Genomic DNA, 25,654 nt, shown 5'->3' with positions numbered 1-25,654 from the left:
AACTGCTATTAGTTTTTTTGAATAAGAGTTGATACATAATACGCTACAAGCCAACATTTTAAGATAAATAAAAAGAATCTATTTTGAAAAAAATTATTCAAAATAGATTCTTTCGTTTTAGTATTAAGATTATTTTAATAAAAACAATTTCTACTCTTACTAAGCTTTAGAAATATCAACAAATCCTTCTCCGAACACATCACGAACATCGTGTATAGCGATGAACGCAGCCGGATCCGTAGTTTGAACAATCCGTTTTAGCTTCACTACTTCTTGCTTATTAATAACAATATAAAGAATTTCCTTCGGAGTTTTCGTGTAATAGCCATGACCTGAGTACACAGTAACCCCTCTGCCCATTAAGGTAGTCACCTTCCCGGCAATTTCATTCGGGTTATCAGAAATAATCGTAATAGCCTTTTTCGGATTTAAACCTTCAATTACAAACTCCATCACTTTCGTTGCTACATATAGCATAATAATTGTTATCATCAGTTTTTCTGCACCAATGATGAAATAAGATGAAAACGCAACAATTAAATCGAAGAACAGTAAACCATAGCTAATGCTCCATCCTAAATATTTATGCGTCATCCTTGCTAAGATGGTAGTACCTGCTGTTGTTCCGCCAACACGAATAATAAGACCAATCCCGCACCCAATAAATATTCCTCCGAAAATGGCATTTACAAGCATTTCATCCGAAGCAATCGTCCAACCTTCTGTCAAATGAAGGAATAGCGAGTTCGTAACTACAGCGATAATCGTATAAATTGTTGTAATCTTATTCAAAAATTTATAACCAGCTATTAACAAAATCGCATTTAAAATTAAGTTAACTAAGCCTGGTGACCATTCAAATAAATAATACGTAATAATCGTGATACCAGTTACTCCACCCTCACCAAACTCGTTCGGGATAACAAACAAATTCACACCTAACGCAAAAAGAAATGCACCAATAATAATAAAAATAATGTCTGTCGTTCTTTTTTCATACAGTACCTCACTTCTTATGTAAATATTTATTCTGTCATAAACTCTCACCATTATATCGTGGAATATTCAAATCGAACAGTGGTTTATTTTTATTTTAATATAGGGTAATAAATCAACTTCATCCTATATCCACATGTAATTTAAAAAGGGTAACAACTTTATTTATCCTTTTCGGCAAGAAGACTCCATCTGAATTGTGTTAGGGGTGAAACCCAACAATTCAGGTGGTGATGAATTGCCGTCAGAAGGTAGACTGAACTCTTTTGTTTCCTTCATAACAATTTTTTGAGGACGAATATTTGTTTCTTTTTGTCTTACGATATGTCGTAGATAAAGAGGGAATATATCGTAAGACAACGAAATTGGATAATAATAATCATTCGGTCACTTGAGCCAAAAGGAATTACTGTAGAAGAATGGAATTACGCTGAAGAACATGTTCATATTTTGTTCCGTTTCGTTCCAAATATTGATTTGTCAAAAATATTTTTAATGAACTCTCTAAGAAAGGTGGTGAAAACGATGGTTAAAAAGAAAGCAGTGAAAGTATTACGTAAACAAAAGAAAAGAGAAAACATACAACGATTCACGCAGAAACAGAATATCGGACGGGCTTGCCTCACAGCTAAAGAATTTCGTTTACTGCAACGCATGTCACATAGTTCAAAAGCATTGCGAAATGTTGGATTGTACACGATTAAACAAAGTTATTTGAACCATAATAAAATGGCTACTGTAAAAGAAGTGGACAATGCCATGCAGGCTGATATGAACTACTGGGGCATTCAATCAAACTCTGTTCAAGCGATTCGTAGAGCCTTATTTACAGAAGTGAAGAGCTTTTTTAAAGCATGGGAACAGTGGAAGAAAAATCCTGAAACCTTCACAGGTCGTCCTAAGTTTCCAAATTATTCTCGTTCAACGGACAAACGAATTATTGAAATCTATCAAGTTCCAAAAGTGGATGATAACGGGTATTGGATGATTCCGATGAATGTTGCATTCAGGAAAAAATTCGGTTCCATTAAAATACGTATGCCAAAGAACTTAAGAAATAAAAAAATCTCCTACATTGAGATTGTACCGAAGCAAAAAGGTCGGTTCTTTGAGGTGCATTACACATATGAAATGCACGTTTCTCAAATGAAGAAACAACCCACGACTATTAGTAAAGCTTTGAGTTGCGATTTAGGTGTAGATAGATTATTAAGTTGCGTAACAAATACAGGTGATACATTCCTAATTGATGGAAAAAAATTAAAATCCATTAACCAATACTTCAACAAAAAGATACGTAATTTGCAGCAGAAAAATACAGAAAATGGAATTTCAAAACGCGTTGTAACGAATAGAATGGCCGCACTTTGGCATAAACGAGAAAGACAAGTAAACGGTTATATTTCACAAACTGTAGGCTTGTTGTTCAAAAAAGTGAAAGCATTCGATATAGATACTATTGTCGTAGGGTATAACACGGGTTGGAAACAAAAATCTGATATGGGAAAAAAGAATAATCAAAAGTTTGTTCAAATTCCATTTCATAAACTGATTGCAGCGATTGAGAATAAATGTATAAAAGAAGGCATCCGTTTTTTGAAACAAGAAGAAAGCTATACTTCAAAAGCTAGTTTTCTGGATAAAGATCCGATTCCAGTTTGGTCTAAGGATGATAGGGCGCATTATCACTTTAGTGGCAGACGAATCACTCGTGGCCTGTACCAAAGTAAAGCAGGAACATGTATCCATGCTGATATTAATGGTGCGTTGAATACATTGGAAAAATCAAGAGTTGTAGAATTGGATGACAACCTCAAAGTGAAAACGCCGATTCTATTAGAAGTGCAAAAACGTAAGGCTGTTGCTTCACGCATAGCTTAGTGGGTGCGTCAACCATCCATGTGTACTCGACTTGTCGGGGCTTGTAGCACACGCCGGAGTCATCTGAGTGGTGGCTTCTTCCACAAGGAAGAACTGCTCTTTTTCGAAAGGGTGGTGCAAGTGGGAAAACAATCGTTCGTTGCCGGTACCAACCAAAAACTTACTTGGGGTGTTACCGTAAGGTGGCATGAATGTTAGAGCGTCAACTGTCTAGCGATAGACGACAAGACCTAGCGTTCTAACTCAAGCCCCAACTGAAACGCTTCATCTCAGTGGGGGTAGTTGACTATGTACTACAAATAAAGTTGTGATTTCACATGCAATTGTTGCTAAAAAAATGAATATGAATACTCACTCGCACAAACTTCGAATACAAAGCAAATAGGCGAAGCTATATAATAGACTTCGCATCAAACATTTGATCACAGAGATTTATATTCATACATTACAGAAATAAATTTACTTATCTTTCTCCATATATTCTTTAATCTTTCGTTCTTCCCACTCTTTTCCGAATATCCCAAATGGAAAAGTTGTCAAACCGTGTATAACGATACCGATTCCCCAACCTCCAAGTGGATATAAAAACCATAATTTGCTTGAATCAGAGCTTATATTTATAAAAAAAAGCATTAAGTTCACTAGTATATAGACCGTTAAATGAATGTAAAAAGCTTTTAAATTCTCCATCCTTTTTTTAGCTCGTAAATAAACCTCATCTCGCTCCGATTTAAACATCATATTCTAATCTAAAATCCCTTATTCTCAAAAAAACACAAAATAAAAAATACCCATCAAATTGTCATACACATGATAATTTGATGGGTACTGCGTGATACATTTGTTATTTACAGAAGTCTAATTAAGACCAAATCCAAACATCATCATTATTTTCAACGTTGCTCTTTACCTCATAAACCTTTTCAATATGATCCGTTGTGTTGTAGTTAATAGAAATTCCGCCCCAACCTACATACTTCATATCAATTTTCACTTTCTCACCCATATTAAATACTTGTCCCTTCGTTAAGAAAACATCAATAATAGATTTCTTTCCATTTACTGATGGATACTGAACAATGACATATTTAGTGGAATCGTCTCCCTCATCGTTCATCGTTCCTACTTTTGATACTTCCCCAATCACATAATCAGGAGAACCGTCTTCTTTCATGTGCATACCTAATTTATTTGACGTATTTTCAACTGTATTTGCAATCATATATTCCGTAAAATTACGCATCATAGATCCAGTAGCTTTAACCTCATCCCCTACTTTCACATTTGAAAGGGAATCTATATACACACTAACAGGTTCCTCATATTGCTTAGATTTTACGACAATTACACCGTTATCTACTTCTACTACTCGCCCTTCTAACGTCGAGAGATTCGATTTAATAGAAGCGGCACTCGCTTTTGATAGTTCTAATCCTGGTAAATTCGTTCCTGATAATGCTGCGATCCCTAAAGCACCTGCTAAAATTAATTTTTTCATACCCATATGTAACCTCTCCATTCATGATGATCTTATTTTTTGATTGGATACGACCAACCTGTAATCATTACAGTTACAGGTTGTATGGAATAGCAACCATCTTTCTCATGCAATGTTGCATACTGTGATTTTTAAATATAAATCGATTATTCCTATATTCAACACTAATGCTAAATTCTTGAATCACAGCAGGTAAACTGATTGATGATGAAGAAATTAATGTGATGCATCATATTTTTTCAATGCTACAGTTTGTATAATCGTAGTCCATTAAATTATGTAGGAGCGGAGTTAAAATGTTAATAAAACCAAAGAGATTACAGGCAGGAGATATTGTGGCAACAGTAAGTCCTTCGTGGGGAGGAGCAGGTGATTCTGAGATAAGATGGCGATATGAACAAGGAGTAAAAAGATTAGAAGAAGGTTTCGGTCTTACGGTTGTCCCAATGCCAAATAGTTTAAAAGGTAGCGAATTCATTTATAACACCCCACAGGCTCGTGCGGAAGATTTAATGACAGCTTTTAAAGATACGCGCGTGAAAGCCATTATTGCGAATATTGGCGGTGAAGATAGCATTCGCTTACTTCCTTATATAGATTTTAATGTGATCCGTGAAAACCCGAAAATTTTTATGGGATACTCTGACGTTACCGTTTCACATTTGTTTTGCCATAAAGCAGGAATTTCCTCTTTTTACGGTCCAGCAATTTTAACCGATTTTGCCGAAAATGTAGAGATGGATCCATATACAATTGAAATGGTAAATCGAACACTCTTTTCAAATGAGGCTATTGGCGAGATTCAACCAGCTCATGAATGGACGAGTGAGCGTTTAGAATGGATAGAGATAAATAAGGATAAAAGGCGTACGATGCAACAAAACAATGGATATGAGCTACTTCAAGGATCTACTACTGTACAAGGTCGTTTAATTGGTGGTTGTATAGAAGTACTGGAATTTGCAAAAGGAACGGCACTTTGGCCTGAGAAAAAACATTGGGAGAATCGTATCCTTTTCTTTGAAACTTCTGAAGATCATCCAGAACCAAGTTATATAAAGTATTGGTTACGAAATTATGCAGCGCAAGGCATTCTACAAAAAGCAAAAGGCATTATTTTTGGTAAACCAAAAGACGAAAAGTATTATGAAGAATATAAACACGAAATACTGCAAGTTATGAAGGAACATAATTTAGAAGATTTGCCGATTCTTTATAATGTGAACTACCCACCACTTAGTACCTCTTACGAGCTTATCCCGAGTGGGGGCTTCTCGGTTCATCGCTACTTTTGATAGCTAACGAATTTGTCCTAGGACAGCCGAGCTAACTCCCTTGTTCCAAAGGTTATTTTGTTACTATTTATGTCAACACTAATAAGCGGATGGCTTCTTTTTTGATATTGATCGCTGCGTTATAGTCACGACCGATTGTGAGTCCACACGAACACGCATACTTGCGTTCACATAATGGCATTTCTTTTTTATTTCCACAATTACTACACATCTTTGTAGAAGGAAACCATTTATCTATTTTTACAAGCTGTTTTCCTTGTTCTTGTAGCTTATATGCTAAAAATGTCGTGAACATCCCCCAACCATTATCCGCTACACTCTTACCAAATCTAAATGCTCGTGACATTCCTTTCATATGTAAGTCTTCGATTGCTACAACGTCAAAACTCGTAGCTAATTCTTTAGACTTATGATGAAGAAAATTTTTACGTTGATTGGTGACCTTTTCATGCAATTTCGCTACATGAATGCGTTGTTTCTTCCAGCGCTCTGAACCTTTCACACGTCTTGCTAATACTCGTTGTGCCTTCGCTAATTTCTCTAACATCTGACGATAAAAGCGAGGATAATTGGCTTTCTCATCTTCGCTACTCACATACAATTCAGCCATTGCGAAGTCTAATCCAACTACAGCTTGTACTTCTTTTTGTACAATCTCTTTTTCATATTCAGTCAAGATGGACACATAGTATTTACCAGTAGGTGTCATCGAAATCGTACATGATTTGATGATATGTTTTGGTGGGATTTCTCTATGTTGCTTCAGTTTCACCATTTTCAACTTTGGTAATTTGATATAACCATGAAATAACATAATATTTCCGTTTACTCGATTCGTTGTATAGGATTTTCTACTCTTTTTACTTTTGAATGTAGGAAAATCACTTTGACCACTAAAAAATTTCTTATACGCAGTTTGCAAGTTTAATTGCGCGTTGGCCAATGCCAATGAATCAACTTCTTTCAACCATTCATACTCCACTTTGTATTTTGCAGGAGTAGGGAATTTTTCTTTCTTTAGTTCTTCCTTGTTCTCTTTATATTTTTCATATACTTCTATTCGTTCAGCCAGCATTTTGTTATACACAAAACGTACACACCCGAATGTTTTTCGTATGAGATGTGCTTGTTCTTCTGTTGGATACAGACGAAATTTATACGCCTTATTCTGCTTTGGCATATCCATTCACCTCATTTTTCGCTTCATTTTCCATAAGCTATGACGGTGATTACACAACCTGAACACTACAAGATTATTATCTACTTTCATTGTTATACCAAAATTCCCCTCTTATAAGACTGATTATATCAGAGGCGAAATAAATAGGAAAACCAAATGTTTGGCTACGCCAAACCGAAATTCATCTCCCACCTGCCGCTAGACTATCGTCTTTCACACGCCTGAGGAAGGAGACTTCTTTCGGATAATATGTTAAATTTTGGCCATACCGAAGTTTATTTTACCTTACGGCGCGATGGCAGAAATGAATTGTGAAAATGGGTCTTTCTCTATTTTAGAGAGTGGCGTGGAATAAAGAAGTGGGGCCATCTCCCACTTCTTTATTCCACCAATCAGGCTTTTTCCGTTAGCCCGACTCCCATCTAACTTCCTCTCATTCGTTAAATTTTGAGGTCTGGTTTTTACTGCCCGTTAATGACGGATAAATTCTCACCATTATATCGTAGAATATTCAAATTAAGCAGGAGACTTTCTTTATTTTAATACAAGATATTAATTCAACTTTGTTCTAGAACCACATGCAATTCGCACTTAAATATGAATCTAAACATTGACTCGTACAAATTTTGAATAACAAACAAAGATACCAAACCATAGAATAGATTTCGCATCTAGCATTTGATAACAGCAGTTTAATATCAATTCCTCTATTACACACTTATTTTACACAGAGACCACTGAACTCATATCATTATAAAGCTTGTAAATAGGATATATCTTATAACGCTCTTGATCCTCCTTTTTCAATCTCCCAAAAAGTAATTTCGCTTCTATTTTGCTTTCTAATAGTACACTCGTGCAGAAATTCATATCTATATCATCTGCATGCTTTTGTTTTATCACAAATAACCTTTTTATATCTGCTTCTGATAATCCCCCTTCTCTCCGTTTCTTAATTTGTGTTTGATTAATAAATCGTATATCTGGAGTTAATGTATCCCCTGAATATTTTCCGTATATATACTCAGCTAAATCTAAGAATTCTACATTCTTTGAAAGGTCAAATGCGTTAATACATGTTAAACAAAAATTATTAGTTATATTCGCAACTTCCGCATTCGCAAACGGATCAATTTGGTTAAATGATTCTTTGATTATACCTATATTCACATTACAGCCATATGCCAATGTTGTACTGTTTAGTAAAGTAAATGGCGTATACGGAGTTACAACGTCATCATAGATTACACGAACTTGTTGTTTTAAAACGGTTTGAGAAAATGCATTCGAAAATCGCGGTTTCGCATCCTGGCTATAAAATAAAATAAACTTCATTTTCCCAATGTTAAAACCTATATACTTCGCTTCTTCTGGTAAATCCACATTAAAATTACTGCAATCATCTTCTAACATCATCTTATTAAAATTCTTAATTTGACCAATAAACTTATTAATTTCTTCTGATTCATCTCCAAACTCAACGTTCTCGTCAACTTCTAATCTTTTAAAAACTTCCTTGAGTTGTAAAACCGTACTTTGTAAATTCAAGTAATTTTGACGCATCTCTTGTTCCTTTTTTGTAGCTGATAAATCAAAAGTCAATCCCAAATGAAGAAATTTCACGTTACTTCCTTCTAATAAATCAAGTACTAAAGGCAATACTTTTAGCTGCGCAGCTAAGGAGTGCAACTTTTTCAGCTTAAAATTGAACTTAGTTGAATCCATTTTATAGGTTAATTCGATAGAATTTTCAATTAATAACACTACTTCTTCTTCCATATTTGTTGCTTCTATTATTAACTCATATAATTTTCCATCTATAATTATTGTTTCTACTATTTCAGTCTTTAAAGCATCTATTCGAATGTGATCCAAAGGAACTGTGAGCTTCTCTTTCACGCCATAAAGTGTAAAATCATGCTCAAATATATTTCCGACCGATGGATCAAATGTTAGACTCGTCATCTCATAGCTAGTAAAATCCTCACGTTCATAAGGATTATTTTCAATTAACATTAATGGTTGCTTCTTGGTTTCCTTCATAAATTTAATACATACACTTCCTAAATCTGTTTCAGATAGAGGTCTCAATTCTATTCTTCTTTGTCCTTGTCCCTTTTTCATCCCATATTCCTTTAAGATCCCATGAATCTCTGCAGGTAGTAGTTGTTTATAAAACACCTTGGATTCCCGATTCTTTTTAATTTCTACAACAAAAACGATAACTCCCTGGCTATTGTAATAATTTTCAAAATGGTCCATTCCCATTGGGAATGTCCGATTTCTTTCTGTAAACTCCTGCACTTGTGTACCTTTTACCTGTACAGGTACCCTGCCAATTAGTGATTGTACCGATTCCGTATCATCCCTAAACACCTCAATCTCACCATCAAATGAAATTCCTTTATCCCCTACAGGTATGTTCGCTCTAAGGGTAGTTTCAGATTTATTCGCATGGTCAGTAACAGCACTTACTGCTAATCTTTCTAACAACGCTTTAGACAATTTCCCCATCCTAACACCTCTATTGATTCTATAATTAAGATAATTATAACAAGTGCATTCTCTATATTCTATTTTAGTATACATAGAATTTCAAACACTTACCTTCAAAAGAAAATATCCGCTTCTATGAATCTTCCATTCTCAAAGTCCACCTGGATAGACTACATTTAATTATTCCCCCCTAACGCTTGTTAAGCGATCTTGATAACCTCTTTCCCTACCCCATTCAATAATGAATCAACGGATAATCCCCGAAAAACTTCCCTTCAACACTTCCTTTTCCAGTTGATTCCTACATATAAACATCGCAATAATTTTTGTGCGATGTTTTTCATCGGGTTCAAATTGTTCAATAGTTACGTCACAACGAATTGTATCTCCGCTAAAAACAGGACGTAAAAATTCAAAATCCATCTTGCGAGCTAGTACGTTATAGTCACCGCCAATTTTTGTAGGCAGCGTTGATGTTAACAGCCCTTGTACAACAAACCTCCCCTGCTCATCTGGTGTAACATGATGAACACCTTCATCTTTAGATACTTCTGTAAATAAAACAACATCTTCTTTTGTAAAAGTTCGCTCAAAGGTGATTTTTTCGCCTACTTGCAGTTTCATCCATACCCCTCCTCAAAAACAGTCCACAATTAATTAAACTGACGTTCCATTTGTTACAAAAGAAAAACCGAAATTAAAAATCATTTCGGTTTTTCCAAACTGCAGAAGTCTATATTTACTTTAACGAATGTACAAACAACCCACTACGAAGTTTCGGCTCAAACCACGTTGATTTTGGTGGCATTACTTCTCCAGCGTCTGCGATTGTTAATAAATCTTCCATTGATGTCGGATATAATGCGAATGCTGCTTTGTATTCACCGCTATTCACAAGACGTTCTAGTTCTTCTAATCCGCGGATTCCGCCGACGAAATCAATGCGTGAATCTGAGCGTGGATCATGTATTTCAAGCACCTGACTTACTAAATGATCTTGTAAAATAGATACATCTAAACGCCTAACAAGATCATTCGCATCAAATGTTTCCTCTTTCACAGTGAGCTTATACCACTTCTCGTTTACATACATTCCAAATGATTTTGGCTCATTTGGTTTATACGGTGAAACCCCTGCTTCTTCCACATAAAAATATTGCGCAACTTGCTTTAAAAATTGCTCTACTGATAAGCCATTTAAATCTTTCACAACACGGTTATAGTCCCAAATTGATAATTCATCATGAGGGAATAAAACAGATAGGAAGAAATTGAATTCCTCTTCTCCTGTGTAATTCGGATATTGCTCTCTTCGCATTAGCCCTACTTTTGCAGCTGATGCAGAGCGGTGATGTCCATCTGCAATGTACAAGTTATGAATATCTTCAAATGCATTTACTAAAGTGGCAATTACTTCTTCACCTGCAATCTTCCACGCAACATGCCTAACGCCATCTTCTGCTGTAAATGTAAAGATTGGCGCATGTTCTTCTTTCCAGTTTGCAATGAAACGTTTCACTTCTTCTTTTGTACGATACGTTAAAAAAATTGGCCCCGTATTTGCGTCACACACATCTACGTGGCGAATACGATCAAGTTCTTTTTCATGACGCGTTCTTTCATGTTTTTTAATTGTATCATCTTCATACTCGTCAATCGATGTACAAACGACAAGGCCTGACTGCGTTCTTCCTTGCATCGTCAGTTCATAAATGTAAAGCGCTGGCTCCTCATCTTGAACGAACACTTCTTCTTGTATAAATTGCTTTAAATTTTCACCCGCTTTTTCATATACGCGATCATCGTACGGTGAAAGTGCCGGGTCTAAATCAATTTCTGCTTTATCAACGTGTAAGAAAGAATATGGATTCCCTTTTACAACTTCTCTTGCCTCTTCACTATTTAATACGTCATACGGTAAAGCTGCTACTTGTGCTGCTTTACCTTCTACTGGACGAATAGCACGAAACGGTCGGATTTTTGCCAAGTTTCTCTCTCCTTTACACAATCATTCGAACAGCTACAACACCTGTGATTTTGCTTATATTTTCCACAATATTCTCTTTCATTATATCATCAATTCCATTATCAATATCAATCATTGTGTACGCCCAAGAATGTTTACTACGATTAATCATATCCGCAATATTAATATGATGTTCTGCTAAGCATCCTGTAATTTGTCCTACCATGTTCGGAACGTTTTGATGCATAATTGTAATTCGTTTTTTTCCAATGTACGGAAGTTCTACGTTTGGATAGTTTACTGAATTACGAATATTACCTGTCTCTAAATATTCACGTAATTGACGTGCAGCCATTACTGCACAATTTTCTTCAGATTCAGACGTAGATGCACCAAGATGAGGCGTTGCTGTTACATTTTTCATCTTTATCACATTTTCATTCGGGAAATCTGTTACGTAATGTGTAATAATATCTTCTTCTAACGCTTTTTGAAGAGCTGTTTCATCTACAAGTTCTCCTCTAGAGAAATTGAATAGACGCATTCCTTTTTTCATCGTCTCTATAGCGTGTTCACCAATAATCCCCTTCGTTTGGTTCGTAAGAGGAATATGAAGTGTAATATAATCACACGTTGCAAAGATTTCATCTAGGCTAAACGCTCTTTGTACTTGCGTAGAAAGACGCCATGCTGTTTCAACTGATATATACGGGTCGTAGCCAACAACGTCCATCCCTAAAGATAACGCATCGTTCGCAACTAAAGCACCGATTGCGCCAAGACCGATAACACCTAAACGTTTCCCTGCAATTTCTGATCCAACGAATTGCTTTTTCCCTGCTTCAACAAGCTGTGGTACTTCTTCTCCATCCAACTCTTTCGTCCAGCTCACTCCATTTATAATATTACGGGAAGACATAATAAGGCTTGCGATAATAAGTTCCTTCACTGCATTCGCATTAGCCCCTGGCGTATTAAATACTACAATCCCTTTTTCCGTACAACGCTCAACAGGAATATTATTTACACCGGCACCAGCTCTTGCAATCGCCTTTAAATCTTCTGAAAACTCTTCTTGATGTAAAGAATAGCTGCGAAGTAAAATACCATCTGGATGACCTACTTTGTCTCCAATTTCATAGCGATTCCCATCAAAAATTTGCAAACCCTTTTCGGCAATTTGATTTAACGTCTGAACACGAAACATATCCCCATCTCCCTATCTATTTTCAAGCTCAAATTCCTTCATATAGTCTACTAATTCTTGTACACCTTGGGTTGTCATCGCATTGTAAACACTAGCGCGCATACCGCCGACTGAACGATGTCCCTTTAGCGTAACGAAACCGCGCTCTTTCGATTTTTGTAAAAACTGATTGTTAAGCTCTTCTGACGGTGTTGTAAACGGAATATTCATAAGTGATCGATACGTAGGGTCAACTGGTGAAGTAAACAATTTAGATTCATCTAAAAAATTGTAAAGAAGTGAAGACTTCATTCTATTTTGTTCTTCAATCGCAGATACCCCGCCTTGTTCTTTCAACCACTCTAGTACAAGTTTTGCTACATAAATACTAAAGGTTGGCGGTGTATTATATAGGGAGTTATTTTTACTGTAAGTTTCATAGTTTAACATCGTAGGACAAGCACTATTTGCACTGCCAATTAAATCTCTTTTTATAATTACAATGGTTAAACCCGCTGGCCCTAAATTCTTTTGCGCACCCGCATATATGAGACCAAACTTCGTAACATCATATTGTTCTGATAAAATATTTGAGGACATATCCGCAACGAGCGGCACTCTTTCTAAATGTGGAATATCCACATATTTTGTCCCCTCAATTGTATTGTTCGTTGTAATATGTACATAATCTAGTTCTTCATCATTTGGTAAATCATCCATTTTAGGAATTGTAGTAAACTTCTCTTTTTCAGAAGAAGCAATCACTTGTACTTCTCCTACTTTTCCGGCTTCTTGCAGCGCCTTTTTAGACCATGAACCTGTCAGTACGTACCCAGCTTTTTTATACGTACTCATTAAATTTAACGGTATCATAGAAAATTGTAATGACGCACCGCCCTGTAAAAATAAAACTTCATACTCATCAGGAATGTTCATTAATTCACGAAGTAAGCTACTTGCTTCATCAATAATACTTTGGAAATAAGAAGATCTATGGCTCATTTCCATAACAGACATGCCTGTCCCGTTATAATTTACAAGCTCCTTTTGCACTTTCTCTAAAACTGGCAAAGGGAGTATAGATGGTCCTGCTGAAAAATTATACACTCTCTCCATCACCCAGATAACCTCCCTATTTCTCATTTTTATTATTTTTTAAACTTTCTGAATTATAACCTATATACAATACACGGTCAATTTGTTTTCCGTTATTACGGTGCAAGACGCAATGGAATCGCTTGCATGTGCACCCTGCTTTTTATAAACATACAAAAAAGTGTTAAGTACATAATCGTACTTAACACTCTAGTAATTAAGTATAATAGCTACTTACTCGTAAAGAACCGATCGAAAATTTGATAAATAGCTGAAAGACCAAAGAGCCAATAAATAGTATCCACAAGCGCCGGCATAGAACCAAACCATTTCTCAACTACATTATAATCTAACGCCACAAACAACCAATTCAAACCGCCAAGAATCACCAAAATTACTGTAAGGTATGACAAAAATTTCATTATGATTGCCCCCTAGGTGATAAGATGGTGAAAGGCCTTTCACTAAAATATATGTAATAGATTCTAAAACTTACCTATTTTATAAAATTTATTTTCGATACCAGCCATTAATAACTGTCTCTGCTTCTTTACTATGTATTTGATATGAATGATTACTATCATTAGATCCGATAAACCAAATTGAAAAACCTTTAAAATATGGCTTCGCTTCTAATACATCTCGGTAAGCACGCCACCCGTTAAGTTGTACATCTTTTGAAAACACATTCGTAACATCTGGGTTCCACGGGCTTTGTAGTCCAAGTTCACGTGCTGGCACATTAAATCCACCAAAATAAACTGGCTTTCCAGTTGTTTTATGTAATGTCTCAAGTTGCTGAACAACATTTTGGCCCCGATTGTATACTGTCGTCGCAAATAAGCTTTGTTTTACTTCTTCGTATGATGGATTTCTTTTTCCTGAAACTTCAAACCAACTATCAATACTTACAATGTCCACCTTTTTTAAATACGGGCGATTTATTTTCTCTTCAAATTTCGCCTCAAAAGAAGGATCAAAGCTTGCAGTTAACCACCAGTTCATTTGATACAAAACATTTCCTTTATACTGCTGGCGAACAAAATTAATCGTATCATTCCAATATCCTTCTGCATATTCCATATTCACGAAATTAGAAGCGATTTTCAGCCCATAAATATTGTACTTACTTGTAATGGAATTAAAAATATCTTGTAAAACAACCGTTTTCCAATTCCAGAAGAAATCGTTAATATTACTAGGGTTCCACTCTGTTTCTCCAATATTTCCTTGCTGAATAAACGGAAACGGCTCCAATATAACTTGTATATTACGCTTTAATAATTCTTGAATTAAAATAATAGCTTGTTTCTTTTGCGCCTGATTAATTACCATATTAGCCGAATTCACATCCGAAATATCTACTTGAATAGGTACATTCACCGTATTTAAATTCAAGCGCTCTACATCTGCTAACACTTTCGCTACATTGCCTACTTCCCATACCGTTACGTTTCCTGATTTTATTTTTCCAGATTGAACAGTATTTACATCTGCCTGTATATTTCCCTGGAAACAAAAAGAAAACAACATGATACACACTCCTAAAATACTTATTAAACTCTTATTTTTCTTCACAAGTTTCCCCCTATATTTTTTGGCATTCTTGCTTATTCTATACAATGTTTCACATATATTCCATAAGAAAAATAATTCAAAAAAAGAGCGGTTCTCCCGCTCCTTTACAAACCATTCCATCTCAAAATATCTACACATTATTTAGGGACTAAATTTAACACTTTCCCTTCTATCCCATCTGTATTAAGTGTAGTCGTATGATACTCACCGTTCACCCAATCATCGATTTGATCATGATACCAATCGCTTCTAAAATGTCCTGACTGTCCCGGCCCTACGATATGATAACCGTTTGACATATCTTTCGTATCAATAACAAATCTCCAAGATGCCCCATGATTTACAATACCGTTATCTCCGTAACTCGCTGCTTGAACGGTAACTTGACTTCCGCCTATTGGAACTGGTTTCTCACGATTAAATGCGAGTAATGCTAATATACTAGATGATCTCGAAATTGGATGTGTAAAAGCAAGTTGATGGTAATCGCCCCACTTCCACTCCGCAACATTCGGTCCATATTCCTTCTGTAATTTCTTCATTACATTCTCGTACGATGTATGCACAACTTTTGTGAAGCCTCCGTACTTCGTAAACCAAGCGCTATTTTCTCCTGCTACTTCTTTTCGAATCAATTCATCAACTACTTGTGACTTCCCTTCAAATAACTCCATCACATCTTTCGGTATTTCTTTTGAAAATAGCGTATTCGAAATCTCTTTCATTAACAAATGGAATATTAATGGTGCCGCTTCATCTTTACTATCGTAAAAATTCCACTTTGTTAATTGTTTTACGCCTTCTTTCTCTACTTCATTTAAAGATGCTTTATTTAACTCTTTTAACAATATAGGAGTAAACTCTTTCCCATATAAATTTTTTTGATCCATCTGTAACTCTTCTAAATCTTTTACCGTATACTTATCCTTCTCTTGCAAAAACTCTTGAATACGCATTTGCCTATATGGTTGCGCCCACGTATTACTAATATGGTACGGATAATTATCATCAACAATTTTATTATTTGCAGTTGAAATAAACCCTTGTTTTGGATTTATTACTTTTGGAAGCTGATCAAACGGGATATATCCTTCCCATTCATATTCGTCTGTCCACCCCGGAACTGGCAAACTACCATCGCCTTTTTTACGCACTGGTATATTTCCGTTCGCTTTATAAGCAATTGTGCCGTCGTTTGATGCAAACAAAAAGTTTTGAGTTGGTGTATGAAAATCTTGAAGTGCAGTTTCAAACTCATTCCAGTCTTTCGCTTTATTCATATTTAATACTGCCTTTAATTCAGCGGAAGGCTCCAAAGCAGTCCATTTCAAAGCGAATACTGTTTTCGTTTTCTCTTTCCCCTTATCCGCAAACTCTGAAATTACTGGACCGTGCCTCGTAACCGTAACGTTATACGGAATTGTTTTCCCGCCTTTTACTTTAATAGATTCATCAATAACCGTAGCCTTTTCCCATTTATCGTTATACAAAAATTCATTTACATTATTAGGATTTCTCTTTTCAATATATAAATCTTGCACATCGGGACCTGTATTCGTAACGCCCCATGCTATTTTGTCATTGTGTCCTAATATAACGCCTGGTACTCCTGCGAAAATAACGCCACTCACATGTAAATCTTTCATTTCAAGTTGCGATTGATACCAAATAGAAGGTGTCGCAAGAGATAAATGAGGATCATCCGCTAAAATCGGTTTACCAGATACACTCTTTTCACCACTCACAACCCAGTTATTACTACCGTTAAACTCTGGTGGAATAACTGTCTTTGAAAAACTTTGTGCTACGTCCACATTTGTATTTTTCAATTCAGCTAGCAATCTAGGCGCATCTTTCGGATATGTAGGAAATAGCTCATTTGCTTGCTCTTTCGGTAAATTTTTCAGCGCCCAATATCGAAATGCTTGTCCGTGCCAATGTCCTCCTAAATCAAACGCCATATACTTTCCAATCGTTAAAGAATCCACGATTGACCATTCAGCAGGTTCATAGCCTAATAAAGTAAACTCAACCGGCAATTTCTTTTCGGCCTTCGCTTCACGTATAAAAGTATTCACCCCATCAGCAAATGACTGCAGGGCATATTTCGCTTCCCCATCATATTGACTAACAGATGCTTCTGCCGCTCGCCGTAAACCGAGCGTTCGAAACAATTTATCTCGATCAACAGCTGCTTCCCCTACAACTTCACTTAACATACCAGAAGCTTGTCTTCTACTTAAATCCATTTGAAACAAACGATCTTGCGCTTGTACATATCCTTGCGAGAAATATAAATCATGCGCATTTTCCGCTTTAATATGTGGTACACCTTTACTATCTCGTTTCACCGCAACAGCATGTTGTAAATCCTCAAGTTTTATCGTTCCATCTATCTTTGGCACAGAACTAAGCGTATATATGTTCAAAAAAATCATAGCGCAAATAAACAAAAAAAGAACGATACTACTAGACCAAATAAAAATTCTTTTCCCCCTATTTCGTTTCTTTTTTATGACGACTTCCATACAATCCCTCCTCTCTCAATCTATTCGCTTCTATTGTGAAAGAACCTTTTAGAAAAATTGAAAAACCCCCTTCATTTTCCTATCAATGAAGGGGGTTTTTCTTATCGTCCGCTACGCCAGCTTTCATTATGACCAAGATTTGAATCGGTCGCTAATTGCACATCATATAACATTTCACTAAAGAAGCGCTTATCTACTTGTTTTGGTACAATGCGTCTCTCATCATCAATTTCGTCGTATTCATATGAACCGCGGTTCACTTTTCCTGCCTTATAAAATTGAATTTCAAATACACATACATCTTCTTCACCTTCATATCCAATTGGCGCTCCGCTAAATGAAAGTTCCGCTCCTACTCCAGTTCGAGTATCTTCTTTATAAAACGTATAATAAACACCGCCATCTTGAACCGATCCGCGAGTCCATCCAAGTGTCGTCATCTTACCGAATAACGAGCGACCATTTAACAAAATACCGCCAAATCTCTCAACATCAATCTTATCATTTTCCTCTACTACAAACACTGGCCGTTCAATTTGTAGGAATGGCTGAACAATTCCGGAATTTGTCAGTTGCTCTTTCCACACTTCCTTTTCCACCTCGGATAATTCTAACGGATGAATTAAACCAATAACAGTTCCAGGTGAAAGCTCATGATGCTCTCCTATCATTGAATAAAACATATCATCCTCCACACAACGGAACGTTCTCAGCAACTTTCCTTCCGTATATTCACCCCAAACAAGTGAAATGGCAAATTGCTTCATAATTGGATTTTCCATAAATACCGGCTTCCACGTATCGTATGACCAATAGCGCTTTAGTGATAGAGCAGTTTCCAAACGTTGTTTCTGCATGGAAAGAGCACTTCGAAGCTCTTTCTTTAAAGCGGCTAACTCTTTCTTAGCTTCTTCAGCTTTTTCTACATCATCTTTTGCATTTGGCTTTGGAAGTGACTTCATACGTTTTCCTTCTTCTGTCGCTAATTCAATTTTTGACTCTGAAGTTAAAATAGCAGTAAAACATCTATTTCCAAAATCAATCTTCTTTTCACAACGTATATTGAAACCAAGGTTTGGTACCAATTGATCTTCCAGCTCTTCTTCCGTTATACCACGTGTTTTCGCAGCAAGACTTAGTGCTTCTTTTGCCGCATTACGCACTAACTTATGCTTATATTTAAATGCCATCGCATGAATAGACACAAGTGCAAGCTTAGATGAGGACAACCCCAGAGCGCGAACAGCATCCGCTGCAATCTTTCCTCTCATATGAAGGACCCATTCATCAATTTGCTTTTTAAGTATGCCTACCATTTTGTCATCACTAAACATTCCATATAATGAAAGGATTCCCCGTTTCTTCACATCTGCATCTTGAGAAATCCATATTTGATATATTACTTGTACATACTCTTTCAAGTCTTGTTCATTTAAAGTACTACCAATTACTTCAGCTGCCTCTTTCTTCTCAATAACAGAATCTGAAATATACTGCTGTATATAAGCTAACGGAACTGTTGCGTCTGCTATTTCATTTGAATGACGAAGACGGATTTGTGGTTCGTCCCCAATCAATTGCAGAAGTGCATTTCTTTTTTGTTCCGTTACTATACGACTACAAAGTTCTTCTATATTTTCTGAGTTTCTCCCCACTTCAAGTAACGGAGCAAACTTCTCAATAAAAGAGGCGTTCTTCTTTTCTTGTAAAGCTTCCTGTACAAGTTGCATATATTTTTCAATCTTATAATCTATAAGTATTTCCATCACATGTTCACGGACAATTTTCTTTTTATTATTAAGTTCAACTGCTACATCTTCTGCCGCTTCTACATCTTTTGAAAGAAGTTTAACTACAGACTCACGCATTTTTTTAGATGAAGCGCCTAAGCTTTTGATTAAAATTGGACGCATTTTAACCATGTTATCCCTTGCTAACTCTTCTAAAATATATGCTTTTGCCACAGCAGAATACTCATCAAATCGTTCAATTATGTATGCTTGTTCTTTTACAATGACATGAACGAGCGCTTCCTTCGCCTTATTTCTCTCTTCACTGTAGCATGCAGCTTGTTCAACTGCATAAGCGATAAGCTTTTCCTTACTCAACCCATACGAAAGAAGATCTTCTAATACTTGTTTCGGTTCTATCCCTCTGACAGAACATTCGTAAAGAAGTTCATATAAATTCACACTATAATCATCTCCGAATTGTAGTGTAAGTACAGCTTCCCTCTTCGCTACATCATCTAGATCCCAAAGAAGTGCAACCTCTAACACTGGCATACCCCAATACATACTTCTATATTTCGGATTTTTAAGTATTTGCTTCATATCCTCAAATGACACTTTCCCTATTAAATAATCACGATATGTATCCCGCACTGTAGACAATTTAATTTGCAAAGCAGCCACAAAAAATTCTTCTCGCATTTTCCCTCTATTTAGCTCATGTCCTTTTCCAGCTAACATTCGTGCGATGATGAGATAATTAATTTTACTTAAATAATGCAAAGTACGTTGAACAAATTCAGGATTTTCTTTCGCCATGAAGCATAGCAATTCATATTCATACGTCTTACAAAATTCTTCATTATTTAAATCATGTTGCCTCAGACGGTGCGCAAAAAATCTTTCCTCAGAAATCCAAAACTGTTTACAAAAACTTTGAATTTCATCATATGTTTTCTTATTTACACTACCTGTTCTTTTGTAGTTTTGAAGCTGACCGAGAGCTTGACACATGTAACGCGTAGCATAGTTCATAAAACCCCAAACGTTTCTCTTCGCTAATATTTCAACATATCGCCTCGCAACATTTGAATACTTATGAATACTAAATAATAGCCGCCAAATATATTCTGGTAAAGCCGCACCTACAAATAATTCCCTATCACTTTCACCTTTTATATACCGTTCAACAGCTTCAACCTTTTCCTTTTCTCCATTCAAATTCAATATAAATTCAGCATGTTCTTCTAATCTCTCGTCCAATAAAGAGCTATATGTACGGAATCTCTCATAATCTACTTCAAACATTACAAGAAGTAGCGATAATTGCTGCTTTATTGATAAAGCTGACAACTGCTCTTCTATATAGTTCGGATTCTCGCTTATTAATTCTCTAAGAAAAACATACGCTTCATTCACATAACTTGAAATATTGGATAAATATTTGCATGCACTTGCTACAAGTTTCTCCAAAGGAAGTTCACTTTTTTCTAAATAAACCTTCATATTAGAAAAATTCACATATTTAAACCTTATTATAAGAACATTTAACAATTGCTCCCCTAGCAAATAATAAAATAACCGAAAGAAATCCGGATCTTGTTTATATACTTTTCTAAAATCATTTATAAATCGCTCGGCAAAATCGCCTCTTTTTTGATCTCTAATTGTCGTTAGTTGAATATTATTTAAACTCTCTTCTTCTCTCGTTTCTAAATAACGTGATGATAATTGTTCCTGTTCTTCTGTCATATGAATATATTGAAACAACTGAGATGTATTAGTAGTCAAACTTTGTTCCCCCGCATCTTTTTATCTATTATAAAAATACCCTTATTTAATTGTAGTATAGCATACAACCCACCTTATACGAACGTATATTCTGCATTAAATTTATGTAAATTAAAAAACACTACTCAAAACACTTCTCCTTCTCTCTAAACTTCCCATTACACACTTTTCTCCACTATATTCGCTACACCAATTCCTCAAGATACCCTTTACATAAGCAAGTGTCCCCTTATTATGTTCAAACGCAATTTTAAGTGCCTCTAGTACTTTATCTCCTGAAACTCTTTGCATCCATTCCTTTAATTCCTTCGCGATATATGGAGATAGACTACTAATGTTTTGTTCGTAAAATTTATAAACTTCACTATGCGGAGTGGCATCCTCTACTCTTTCTACCTCTTCCTTCTCTTGAATAATTGCTTGTTGTGAATTACTATCAATCTCTTCCTCTGGCATACCAAAATACTGAAGTAATAACGGAATCTTGCATTCTTCTTCAAGACATTTACGTAAAAACTTATGTAGGAACTCTTTACTTTTCACCAGTTTCAGCTCACGAAATACACATTTCTCTATGTTCGTATTAAAAATAGGATTATAGTGTAACCAATTTATAATGAATAACTCTTTCGTTTCCGCATCATATAAAATCTTCCCGTATTCCACAAACCGGTTCAATAACTTCTCAACAGTCTCCATACTGTAACCAGTTTCAAGCTCTGCCAAACGCTTCGGTAATATGTAAATACCACATTGCTTCGTTTTCGTACCAGTTAACAAATATATGTAAAAATAACGCTCTTCTGGCGTTAAATCTAATATGAATTCATCTTGCCAAAAGTTCACCTGCACATTACGGTACACCGCCATCAGTTTTCCTCCCGCCCTTTACTAGTAAAAAGGAAAATTCCAATCCTTCAATATAAATATAGGAATGAGGTAACGGTTTTGGCATTCGAGTTCCAAATTTTTTTACTACTACTACGCCGGTTTTATTTTTTCGCGCTTGTTTTGTTCTTGTAGTTGTTTTTGTTTTGTTTTTTCTTAGTGATTTATTACTTGGTAGGTGCTTATAAGGGGCTTTGAAGGGGCTTATATAGTGTTTTCATTCCTCTCTTATCCGATGCCTAATTACAAATGTCTCCAACAATCTTCATATATTGCAGACAACCATTATGATTCACCTGCTCATATTTACACGAAAATAAAAAGCACTTGTTGCCTTCGTAGACAATTCAGTGCTTAAAGTTAAAAGTTTATAAATAAAAGTGTCTATAATCGACATAGTTGATTGAAATACGATTCTGTTACATTTATTTTAGTAACGATAATATGATACATACCGAATTATCTACAACTGAACGTTCTGGGCGAGATTTCATTAACACTGTTAATCCAATTAATGAAGTGACTAGCGTTTGTGCCAATGCTTTAGCATTTACATCACTTTGCAGTTCTCCAGACTGAATTCCTTTGGCGATTAATTCTTGAAATATAACTGAAAGATACATTTGATGTTCTCTAGTCAGCACTTCAAATTTTTCATTATGAGGAGCAATCTCAACCATTGTGTTAATACAAAAACAGCCTTTATTTGATTCTTTTTTATATTCCTCTTCCACCATATTTTCAAAAAATATACGAATGGCCTCTTTTACAGATTGTTCTTTTTGAATTTTTGTTCGAATGCTAGCTGCGTGTAAATTCGTGTATCTCCGTAATGCAACTTCAAATAGCCCTTCTTTATCACCAAATGCCGCATATAAACTCGGTCTTTGTATTTCCATTTTAGCAGTTAGATCACTTAATGAAGTAGCAGCGTATCCTTTCTCCCAAAAAAGTTGCATAGCAGCATCCAAAGCTTTTTCTTTATCAAATTCACGTAGTCGGGCCATTTAATCCCTCCTCTTTTTTCACCTGTTTTCTAAATTGTAAATCACGTTTTTATGTACTAATCAGTATATTATATATCGTATTAAATTATAAATGATATGTCAAAAGAAACTGGATTTATTTTACAATTCACTTGACATAGCAACTTATCCCTGATTATATTTGACTTACGAAATAACATACCGTTCAGTACATTATTTTAAAAACAAAAGGAGATGATATTATGGATACTAAAGAAAAAATGACAACTGCTCTTACACAGAATAATGATCAGTTCCAATCACCTATCAATACAATCATGCCCCGCTATATAACTCTATTATTTTCAATAGCTTGCGGGATGGCTGTGGCGAATATATACTTCGCTCACCCTCTACTTGATTCTTTATCAAATGAGTTTAAGATCAACCATTCAACTATTGGTGTCGTTATTACGATTACTCAAGTTTGTTATGCACTCGGATTACTTTTATTAGTTCCGCTTGGTGATTTGTTAAACCAAAAAAGACTTATTATTGTTCAAATGCTTTTATCCGTTTTCGCTTTAATTGTGGTCGGAGTCGCTCCTTCAAGTACCGTACTTTTTATAGGTATGGCCTTAGTCGGAATTCTTGCGACTGTTACGCAGACACTCGTCGCATACGCATCCATTTTAGCTAACCCAGAAGACCGTGGGCGAATAGTAGGTTTCGTCACGAGTGGTGTCGTAATAGGAATTCTACTTGCACGTACATTTGCCGGAACATTAACAGATCTAGCGGGATGGCGTTCCGTTTATCTTACCTCTGCTGTACTTATGCTCTTCGTAATTGGTTTGTTATATCGTAATTTACCTAATCTTGAACATAAAAAAACAGCTATGACCTATCGTAAATTATTACATTCTGTTCTCTTATTATTTGTAGAAGAAAGGATCTTACGTATTCGCGGAATATTAGCATTGCTTATTTTTACTTCCTTCAGTATTTTATGGACTTCATTAGTTTTACCTCTAAGTGCTGTACCATATAATCTATCACATACAGCTATCGGAGCATTTGGTCTTGCTGGAGTTGCTGGTGCATTAGCTGCCACTAAGGCTGGACAACTCGCTGATCGCGGATTTGGAGAAAGAACTACTGGCATAGCCTTATCCTTATTATTACTTTCATGGCTCCTCATTAAATTAATGAACCATTCTCTATTCCTACTAGTTATCGGTGTTATCCTTTTAGATTTAGCTGTGCAAGCTGTACATGTCACCAATCAAAGTATGCTTTTCACAGTGCGTCCTGAAGCGCGAAGTCGGCTCACTGCTAGTTATATGATTTTTTATTCTATCGGCAGTGCTACAGGTGCAATTCTTTCCACAAACATTTATGCAAGCTACGGATGGAACGGAGTTTGTATATTAGGTGCATCTGTTAGTGCTTGTGCTCTTTTATTTTGGGCAATGACCTTACGGCGATCATCATAAATAAAGGCTGTTTTCTCAAAGATTGTTACTGCTAAAACTAAAAGGCAGATTTAATCTACAAAATGTGTAGAATACTTTGCTATAATCAACCCAGGATATATAATTATGGTTAATCGAAAGGAGGGATAATAATGAAACAAGTAGCTCTCCATCAATTGCACAAAGAGCATAATAAACGAATAGCAGAATTTCATAAAAAACACGAAATTGAAATTCAACGTGGTGAAAATGGGAACGGTTTGTTAGCTAAATGGGAAAGATTTTTTTATAACAAGGTAATTTTCCCTCTAAAGAATGTGAAATAATACCTACCTATTAAATGAATTGTCATCCTTGTACAGTTCATTTTTGTATCGCATTTTAAGTCAAATACGCATTACTCTTTTTTTCTTATTCAACTAAACTACTCCATTAGTTAAATAACAATAAACCACTGAATCTACCTAAAAAGCATCTGATTAATGATGCTTTTTATCTTTTCTTAATGCTTCAACTGTGAAATATTTAGAGTTTTGGCAAGCTGAAATAAGTATTTGCTCTATCCAATTTTCAAATGCTAAGTTTTTATGTAACTCAAGCCAACGATACCAGTAGAGGTGACTATCCAAATAATACGTACAAACGCCTTGAAATCGTTCCATCCATCTTTTCAAGCGGCGATGAAAGTTATTAACGTGTTGTATGTGGAATATCCCTTTTTTTACTCGTTGATAGAGAGCAACAATCTATACGAAAACAGCCTAAATAAAAGGAGAATAATTTATTAGTGCATTTTTTAATATACTTTTTTTACAAAACTATAAAATTGTGAAAAATACGATTCAGGATTCTCCAGAACGAACAAAATCCGCTATGAATAATCTTCTAAACACTGTGCGGATTTCATATGCGCCACTACATGAAAAGGCAGTCGAGACTGCAAAAGAAGTTGGTATAGTTGAAGTAAAACGTAACAAGAAAAAAGCAGTTTTCTAAATGCTTACGAAAATATGCATTTAGAACTTGATAGAGAAAGACTCGGTTTCAAACGTAAATATGTAAGATGTAAAAAAACAAAAAGGGGTATCAATCTTTCTTGATTGATA

19 protein-coding genes and 2 pseudogenes are annotated in these 25,654 nt (G+C 35.6%); 5 read left to right on the top strand and 16 right to left on the bottom strand.

Annotated features, from left to right (window positions below):
* Positions 1-159: 159 nt before the first annotated feature.
* Positions 160-1,050 (bottom strand): YitT family protein, encoded by an 891-nt coding sequence (locus JFU20_RS26530; protein ID WP_201039085.1) that lies wholly within the window; start codon positions 1,048-1,050, stop codon positions 160-162.
* 471 nt (positions 1,051-1,521) lie between these two features.
* Here JFU20_RS26530 and JFU20_RS26525 point away from each other — a divergent pair, with 471 nt between their 5' ends.
* Positions 1,522-2,877, top strand: a complete 1,356-nt coding sequence (locus JFU20_RS26525) for an RNA-guided endonuclease TnpB family protein (RefSeq protein ID WP_207198990.1) — start codon at positions 1,522-1,524, stop codon at positions 2,875-2,877.
* Between the two features lie 459 nt (positions 2,878-3,336).
* Here the strand turns inward: JFU20_RS26525 and JFU20_RS26520 are convergent, their stop codons facing one another.
* Entirely contained in the window at positions 3,337-3,615 is a 279-nt protein-coding gene (locus tag JFU20_RS26520) for a 2TM domain-containing protein (protein ID WP_201039244.1), read from the bottom strand.
* Between the two features lie 124 nt (positions 3,616-3,739).
* The gene (locus tag JFU20_RS26515; protein WP_002013744.1) at positions 3,740-4,381 is read right to left on the bottom strand and encodes a F0F1 ATP synthase subunit alpha; all 642 of its coding nucleotides are present in this window, start codon (positions 4,379-4,381) and stop codon (positions 3,740-3,742) included.
* Positions 4,382-4,671: 290 nt separating this feature from the next.
* Here JFU20_RS26515 and JFU20_RS26510 point away from each other — a divergent pair, with 290 nt between their 5' ends.
* Positions 4,672-5,670, top strand: a complete 999-nt coding sequence (locus JFU20_RS26510) for a S66 family peptidase (RefSeq protein WP_374222320.1) — start codon at positions 4,672-4,674, stop codon at positions 5,668-5,670.
* Between the two features lie 67 nt (positions 5,671-5,737).
* On the opposite strand, the gene JFU20_RS26505 is transcribed toward JFU20_RS26510, so the two are convergent.
* The 12 genes from JFU20_RS26505 to JFU20_RS26450 form a co-directional block, all read right to left on the bottom strand.
* Entirely contained in the window at positions 5,738-6,850 is a 1,113-nt protein-coding gene (locus JFU20_RS26505; RefSeq protein WP_201039084.1) for an RNA-guided endonuclease TnpB family protein, read from the bottom strand.
* Between the two features lie 723 nt (positions 6,851-7,573).
* Positions 7,574-9,364, bottom strand: a complete 1,791-nt coding sequence (locus JFU20_RS26500; RefSeq protein WP_201039083.1) for a DUF4365 domain-containing protein — start codon at positions 9,362-9,364, stop codon at positions 7,574-7,576.
* Positions 9,365-9,592: 228 nt separating this feature from the next.
* Positions 9,593-9,970 (bottom strand): hotdog family protein, encoded by a 378-nt coding sequence (locus JFU20_RS26495; RefSeq protein WP_201039082.1) that lies wholly within the window; start codon positions 9,968-9,970, stop codon positions 9,593-9,595.
* Between the two features lie 115 nt (positions 9,971-10,085).
* Entirely contained in the window at positions 10,086-11,333 is a 1,248-nt protein-coding gene (locus tag JFU20_RS26490) for a DUF1015 domain-containing protein (RefSeq protein ID WP_201039081.1), read from the bottom strand.
* Between the two features lie 13 nt (positions 11,334-11,346).
* Complete coding sequence (locus JFU20_RS26485; protein WP_002185427.1) at positions 11,347-12,519, bottom strand: 3-phosphoglycerate dehydrogenase family protein; 1,173 nt, start codon at positions 12,517-12,519, stop codon at positions 11,347-11,349.
* A gap of 12 nt (positions 12,520-12,531) precedes the next feature.
* Complete coding sequence (serC, locus tag JFU20_RS26480) at positions 12,532-13,614, bottom strand: 3-phosphoserine/phosphohydroxythreonine transaminase (protein WP_201039080.1); 1,083 nt, start codon at positions 13,612-13,614, stop codon at positions 12,532-12,534.
* 209 nt (positions 13,615-13,823) lie between these two features.
* Complete coding sequence (locus tag JFU20_RS26475) at positions 13,824-14,015, bottom strand: DUF378 domain-containing protein (RefSeq protein ID WP_002084566.1); 192 nt, start codon at positions 14,013-14,015, stop codon at positions 13,824-13,826.
* A gap of 88 nt (positions 14,016-14,103) precedes the next feature.
* Positions 14,104-15,171: a glycoside hydrolase family 113 gene (locus JFU20_RS26470; RefSeq protein WP_394805356.1), complete on the bottom strand. Its 1,068-nt coding sequence runs from the start codon at positions 15,169-15,171 to the stop codon at positions 14,104-14,106.
* A 137-nt stretch (positions 15,172-15,308) separates the two neighbouring features.
* On the bottom strand, positions 15,309-17,699 hold the full coding sequence (locus JFU20_RS26465) for a penicillin acylase family protein (protein ID WP_201039079.1): 2,391 nt from the start codon (positions 17,697-17,699) through the stop codon (positions 15,309-15,311).
* 101 nt (positions 17,700-17,800) lie between these two features.
* Positions 17,801-21,220: a DUF4132 domain-containing protein gene (locus JFU20_RS26460; protein ID WP_201039078.1), complete on the bottom strand. Its 3,420-nt coding sequence runs from the start codon at positions 21,218-21,220 to the stop codon at positions 17,801-17,803.
* A 111-nt stretch (positions 21,221-21,331) separates the two neighbouring features.
* Positions 21,332-22,090 carry a DnaD domain-containing protein gene (locus tag JFU20_RS26455; protein ID WP_201039077.1) on the bottom strand — a complete coding sequence of 253 codons (759 nt, stop codon included), beginning with the start codon at positions 22,088-22,090 and terminating at the stop codon, positions 21,332-21,334.
* Positions 22,091-22,533: 443 nt separating this feature from the next.
* Entirely contained in the window at positions 22,534-23,115 is a 582-nt protein-coding gene (locus JFU20_RS26450; RefSeq protein ID WP_201039076.1) for a TetR/AcrR family transcriptional regulator, read from the bottom strand.
* A 221-nt stretch (positions 23,116-23,336) separates the two neighbouring features.
* Between JFU20_RS26450 and JFU20_RS26445 the strand changes: the two genes are divergently transcribed.
* Both JFU20_RS26445 and JFU20_RS26440 read left to right on the top strand, forming a co-directional pair.
* Positions 23,337-24,569 (top strand): MFS transporter, encoded by a 1,233-nt coding sequence (locus tag JFU20_RS26445; protein ID WP_201039075.1) that lies wholly within the window; start codon positions 23,337-23,339, stop codon positions 24,567-24,569.
* Positions 24,570-24,700: 131 nt separating this feature from the next.
* Positions 24,701-24,874 carry a hypothetical protein gene (locus JFU20_RS26440; RefSeq protein ID WP_002013769.1) on the top strand — a complete coding sequence of 58 codons (174 nt, stop codon included), beginning with the start codon at positions 24,701-24,703 and terminating at the stop codon, positions 24,872-24,874.
* A gap of 153 nt (positions 24,875-25,027) precedes the next feature.
* On the opposite strand, the pseudogene JFU20_RS26435 reads toward JFU20_RS26440, so the two are convergent.
* Positions 25,028-25,279 (bottom strand): annotated as a pseudogene (locus tag JFU20_RS26435) (IS1595 family transposase); the annotation flags it as partial.
* 91 nt (positions 25,280-25,370) lie between these two features.
* Here JFU20_RS26435 and JFU20_RS26430 point away from each other — a divergent pair.
* Positions 25,371-25,648: pseudogene (locus tag JFU20_RS26430) on the top strand (hypothetical protein); the annotation flags it as partial.
* Positions 25,649-25,654 lie beyond the last annotated feature (6 nt).

It is taken from the genome of Bacillus sp. TH30 (genome assembly GCF_016650875.1).
Classification (GTDB): Bacteria; Bacillota; Bacilli; order Bacillales; family Bacillaceae_G; genus Bacillus_A; species Bacillus_A mycoides.
This window is presented reverse-complemented; position numbering and strand designations above follow the sequence as displayed.

Coding starts and splice junctions, on each gene's coding strand:
- JFU20_RS26530 (WP_201039085.1), bottom strand. CDS start 1,050: ATGGTGAGAGTTTATGACAGAATAAATATTTACATAAGAAGTGAGGTA.
- JFU20_RS26525 (WP_207198990.1), top strand. CDS start 1,522: ATGGTTAAAAAGAAAGCAGTGAAAGTATTACGTAAACAAAAGAAAAGA.
- JFU20_RS26520 (WP_201039244.1), bottom strand. CDS start 3,615: ATGTTTAAATCGGAGCGAGATGAGGTTTATTTACGAGCTAAAAAAAGG.
- JFU20_RS26515 (WP_002013744.1), bottom strand. CDS start 4,381: ATGGGTATGAAAAAATTAATTTTAGCAGGTGCTTTAGGGATCGCAGCA.
- JFU20_RS26510 (WP_374222320.1), top strand. CDS start 4,672: ATGTTAATAAAACCAAAGAGATTACAGGCAGGAGATATTGTGGCAACA.
- JFU20_RS26505 (WP_201039084.1), bottom strand. CDS start 6,850: ATGCCAAAGCAGAATAAGGCGTATAAATTTCGTCTGTATCCAACAGAA.
- JFU20_RS26500 (WP_201039083.1), bottom strand. CDS start 9,364: ATGGGGAAATTGTCTAAAGCGTTGTTAGAAAGATTAGCAGTAAGTGCT.
- JFU20_RS26495 (WP_201039082.1), bottom strand. CDS start 9,970: ATGAAACTGCAAGTAGGCGAAAAAATCACCTTTGAGCGAACTTTTACA.
- JFU20_RS26485 (WP_002185427.1), bottom strand. CDS start 12,519: ATGTTTCGTGTTCAGACGTTAAATCAAATTGCCGAAAAGGGTTTGCAA.
- serC (WP_201039080.1), bottom strand. CDS start 13,614: ATGGAGAGAGTGTATAATTTTTCAGCAGGACCATCTATACTCCCTTTG.
- JFU20_RS26475 (WP_002084566.1), bottom strand. CDS start 14,015: ATGAAATTTTTGTCATACCTTACAGTAATTTTGGTGATTCTTGGCGGT.
- JFU20_RS26465 (WP_201039079.1), bottom strand. CDS start 17,699: ATGGAAGTCGTCATAAAAAAGAAACGAAATAGGGGGAAAAGAATTTTT.
- JFU20_RS26455 (WP_201039077.1), bottom strand. CDS start 22,090: ATGGCGGTGTACCGTAATGTGCAGGTGAACTTTTGGCAAGATGAATTC.
- JFU20_RS26450 (WP_201039076.1), bottom strand. CDS start 23,115: ATGGCCCGACTACGTGAATTTGATAAAGAAAAAGCTTTGGATGCTGCT.
- JFU20_RS26445 (WP_201039075.1), top strand. CDS start 23,337: ATGGATACTAAAGAAAAAATGACAACTGCTCTTACACAGAATAATGAT.
- JFU20_RS26440 (WP_002013769.1), top strand. CDS start 24,701: ATGAAACAAGTAGCTCTCCATCAATTGCACAAAGAGCATAATAAACGA.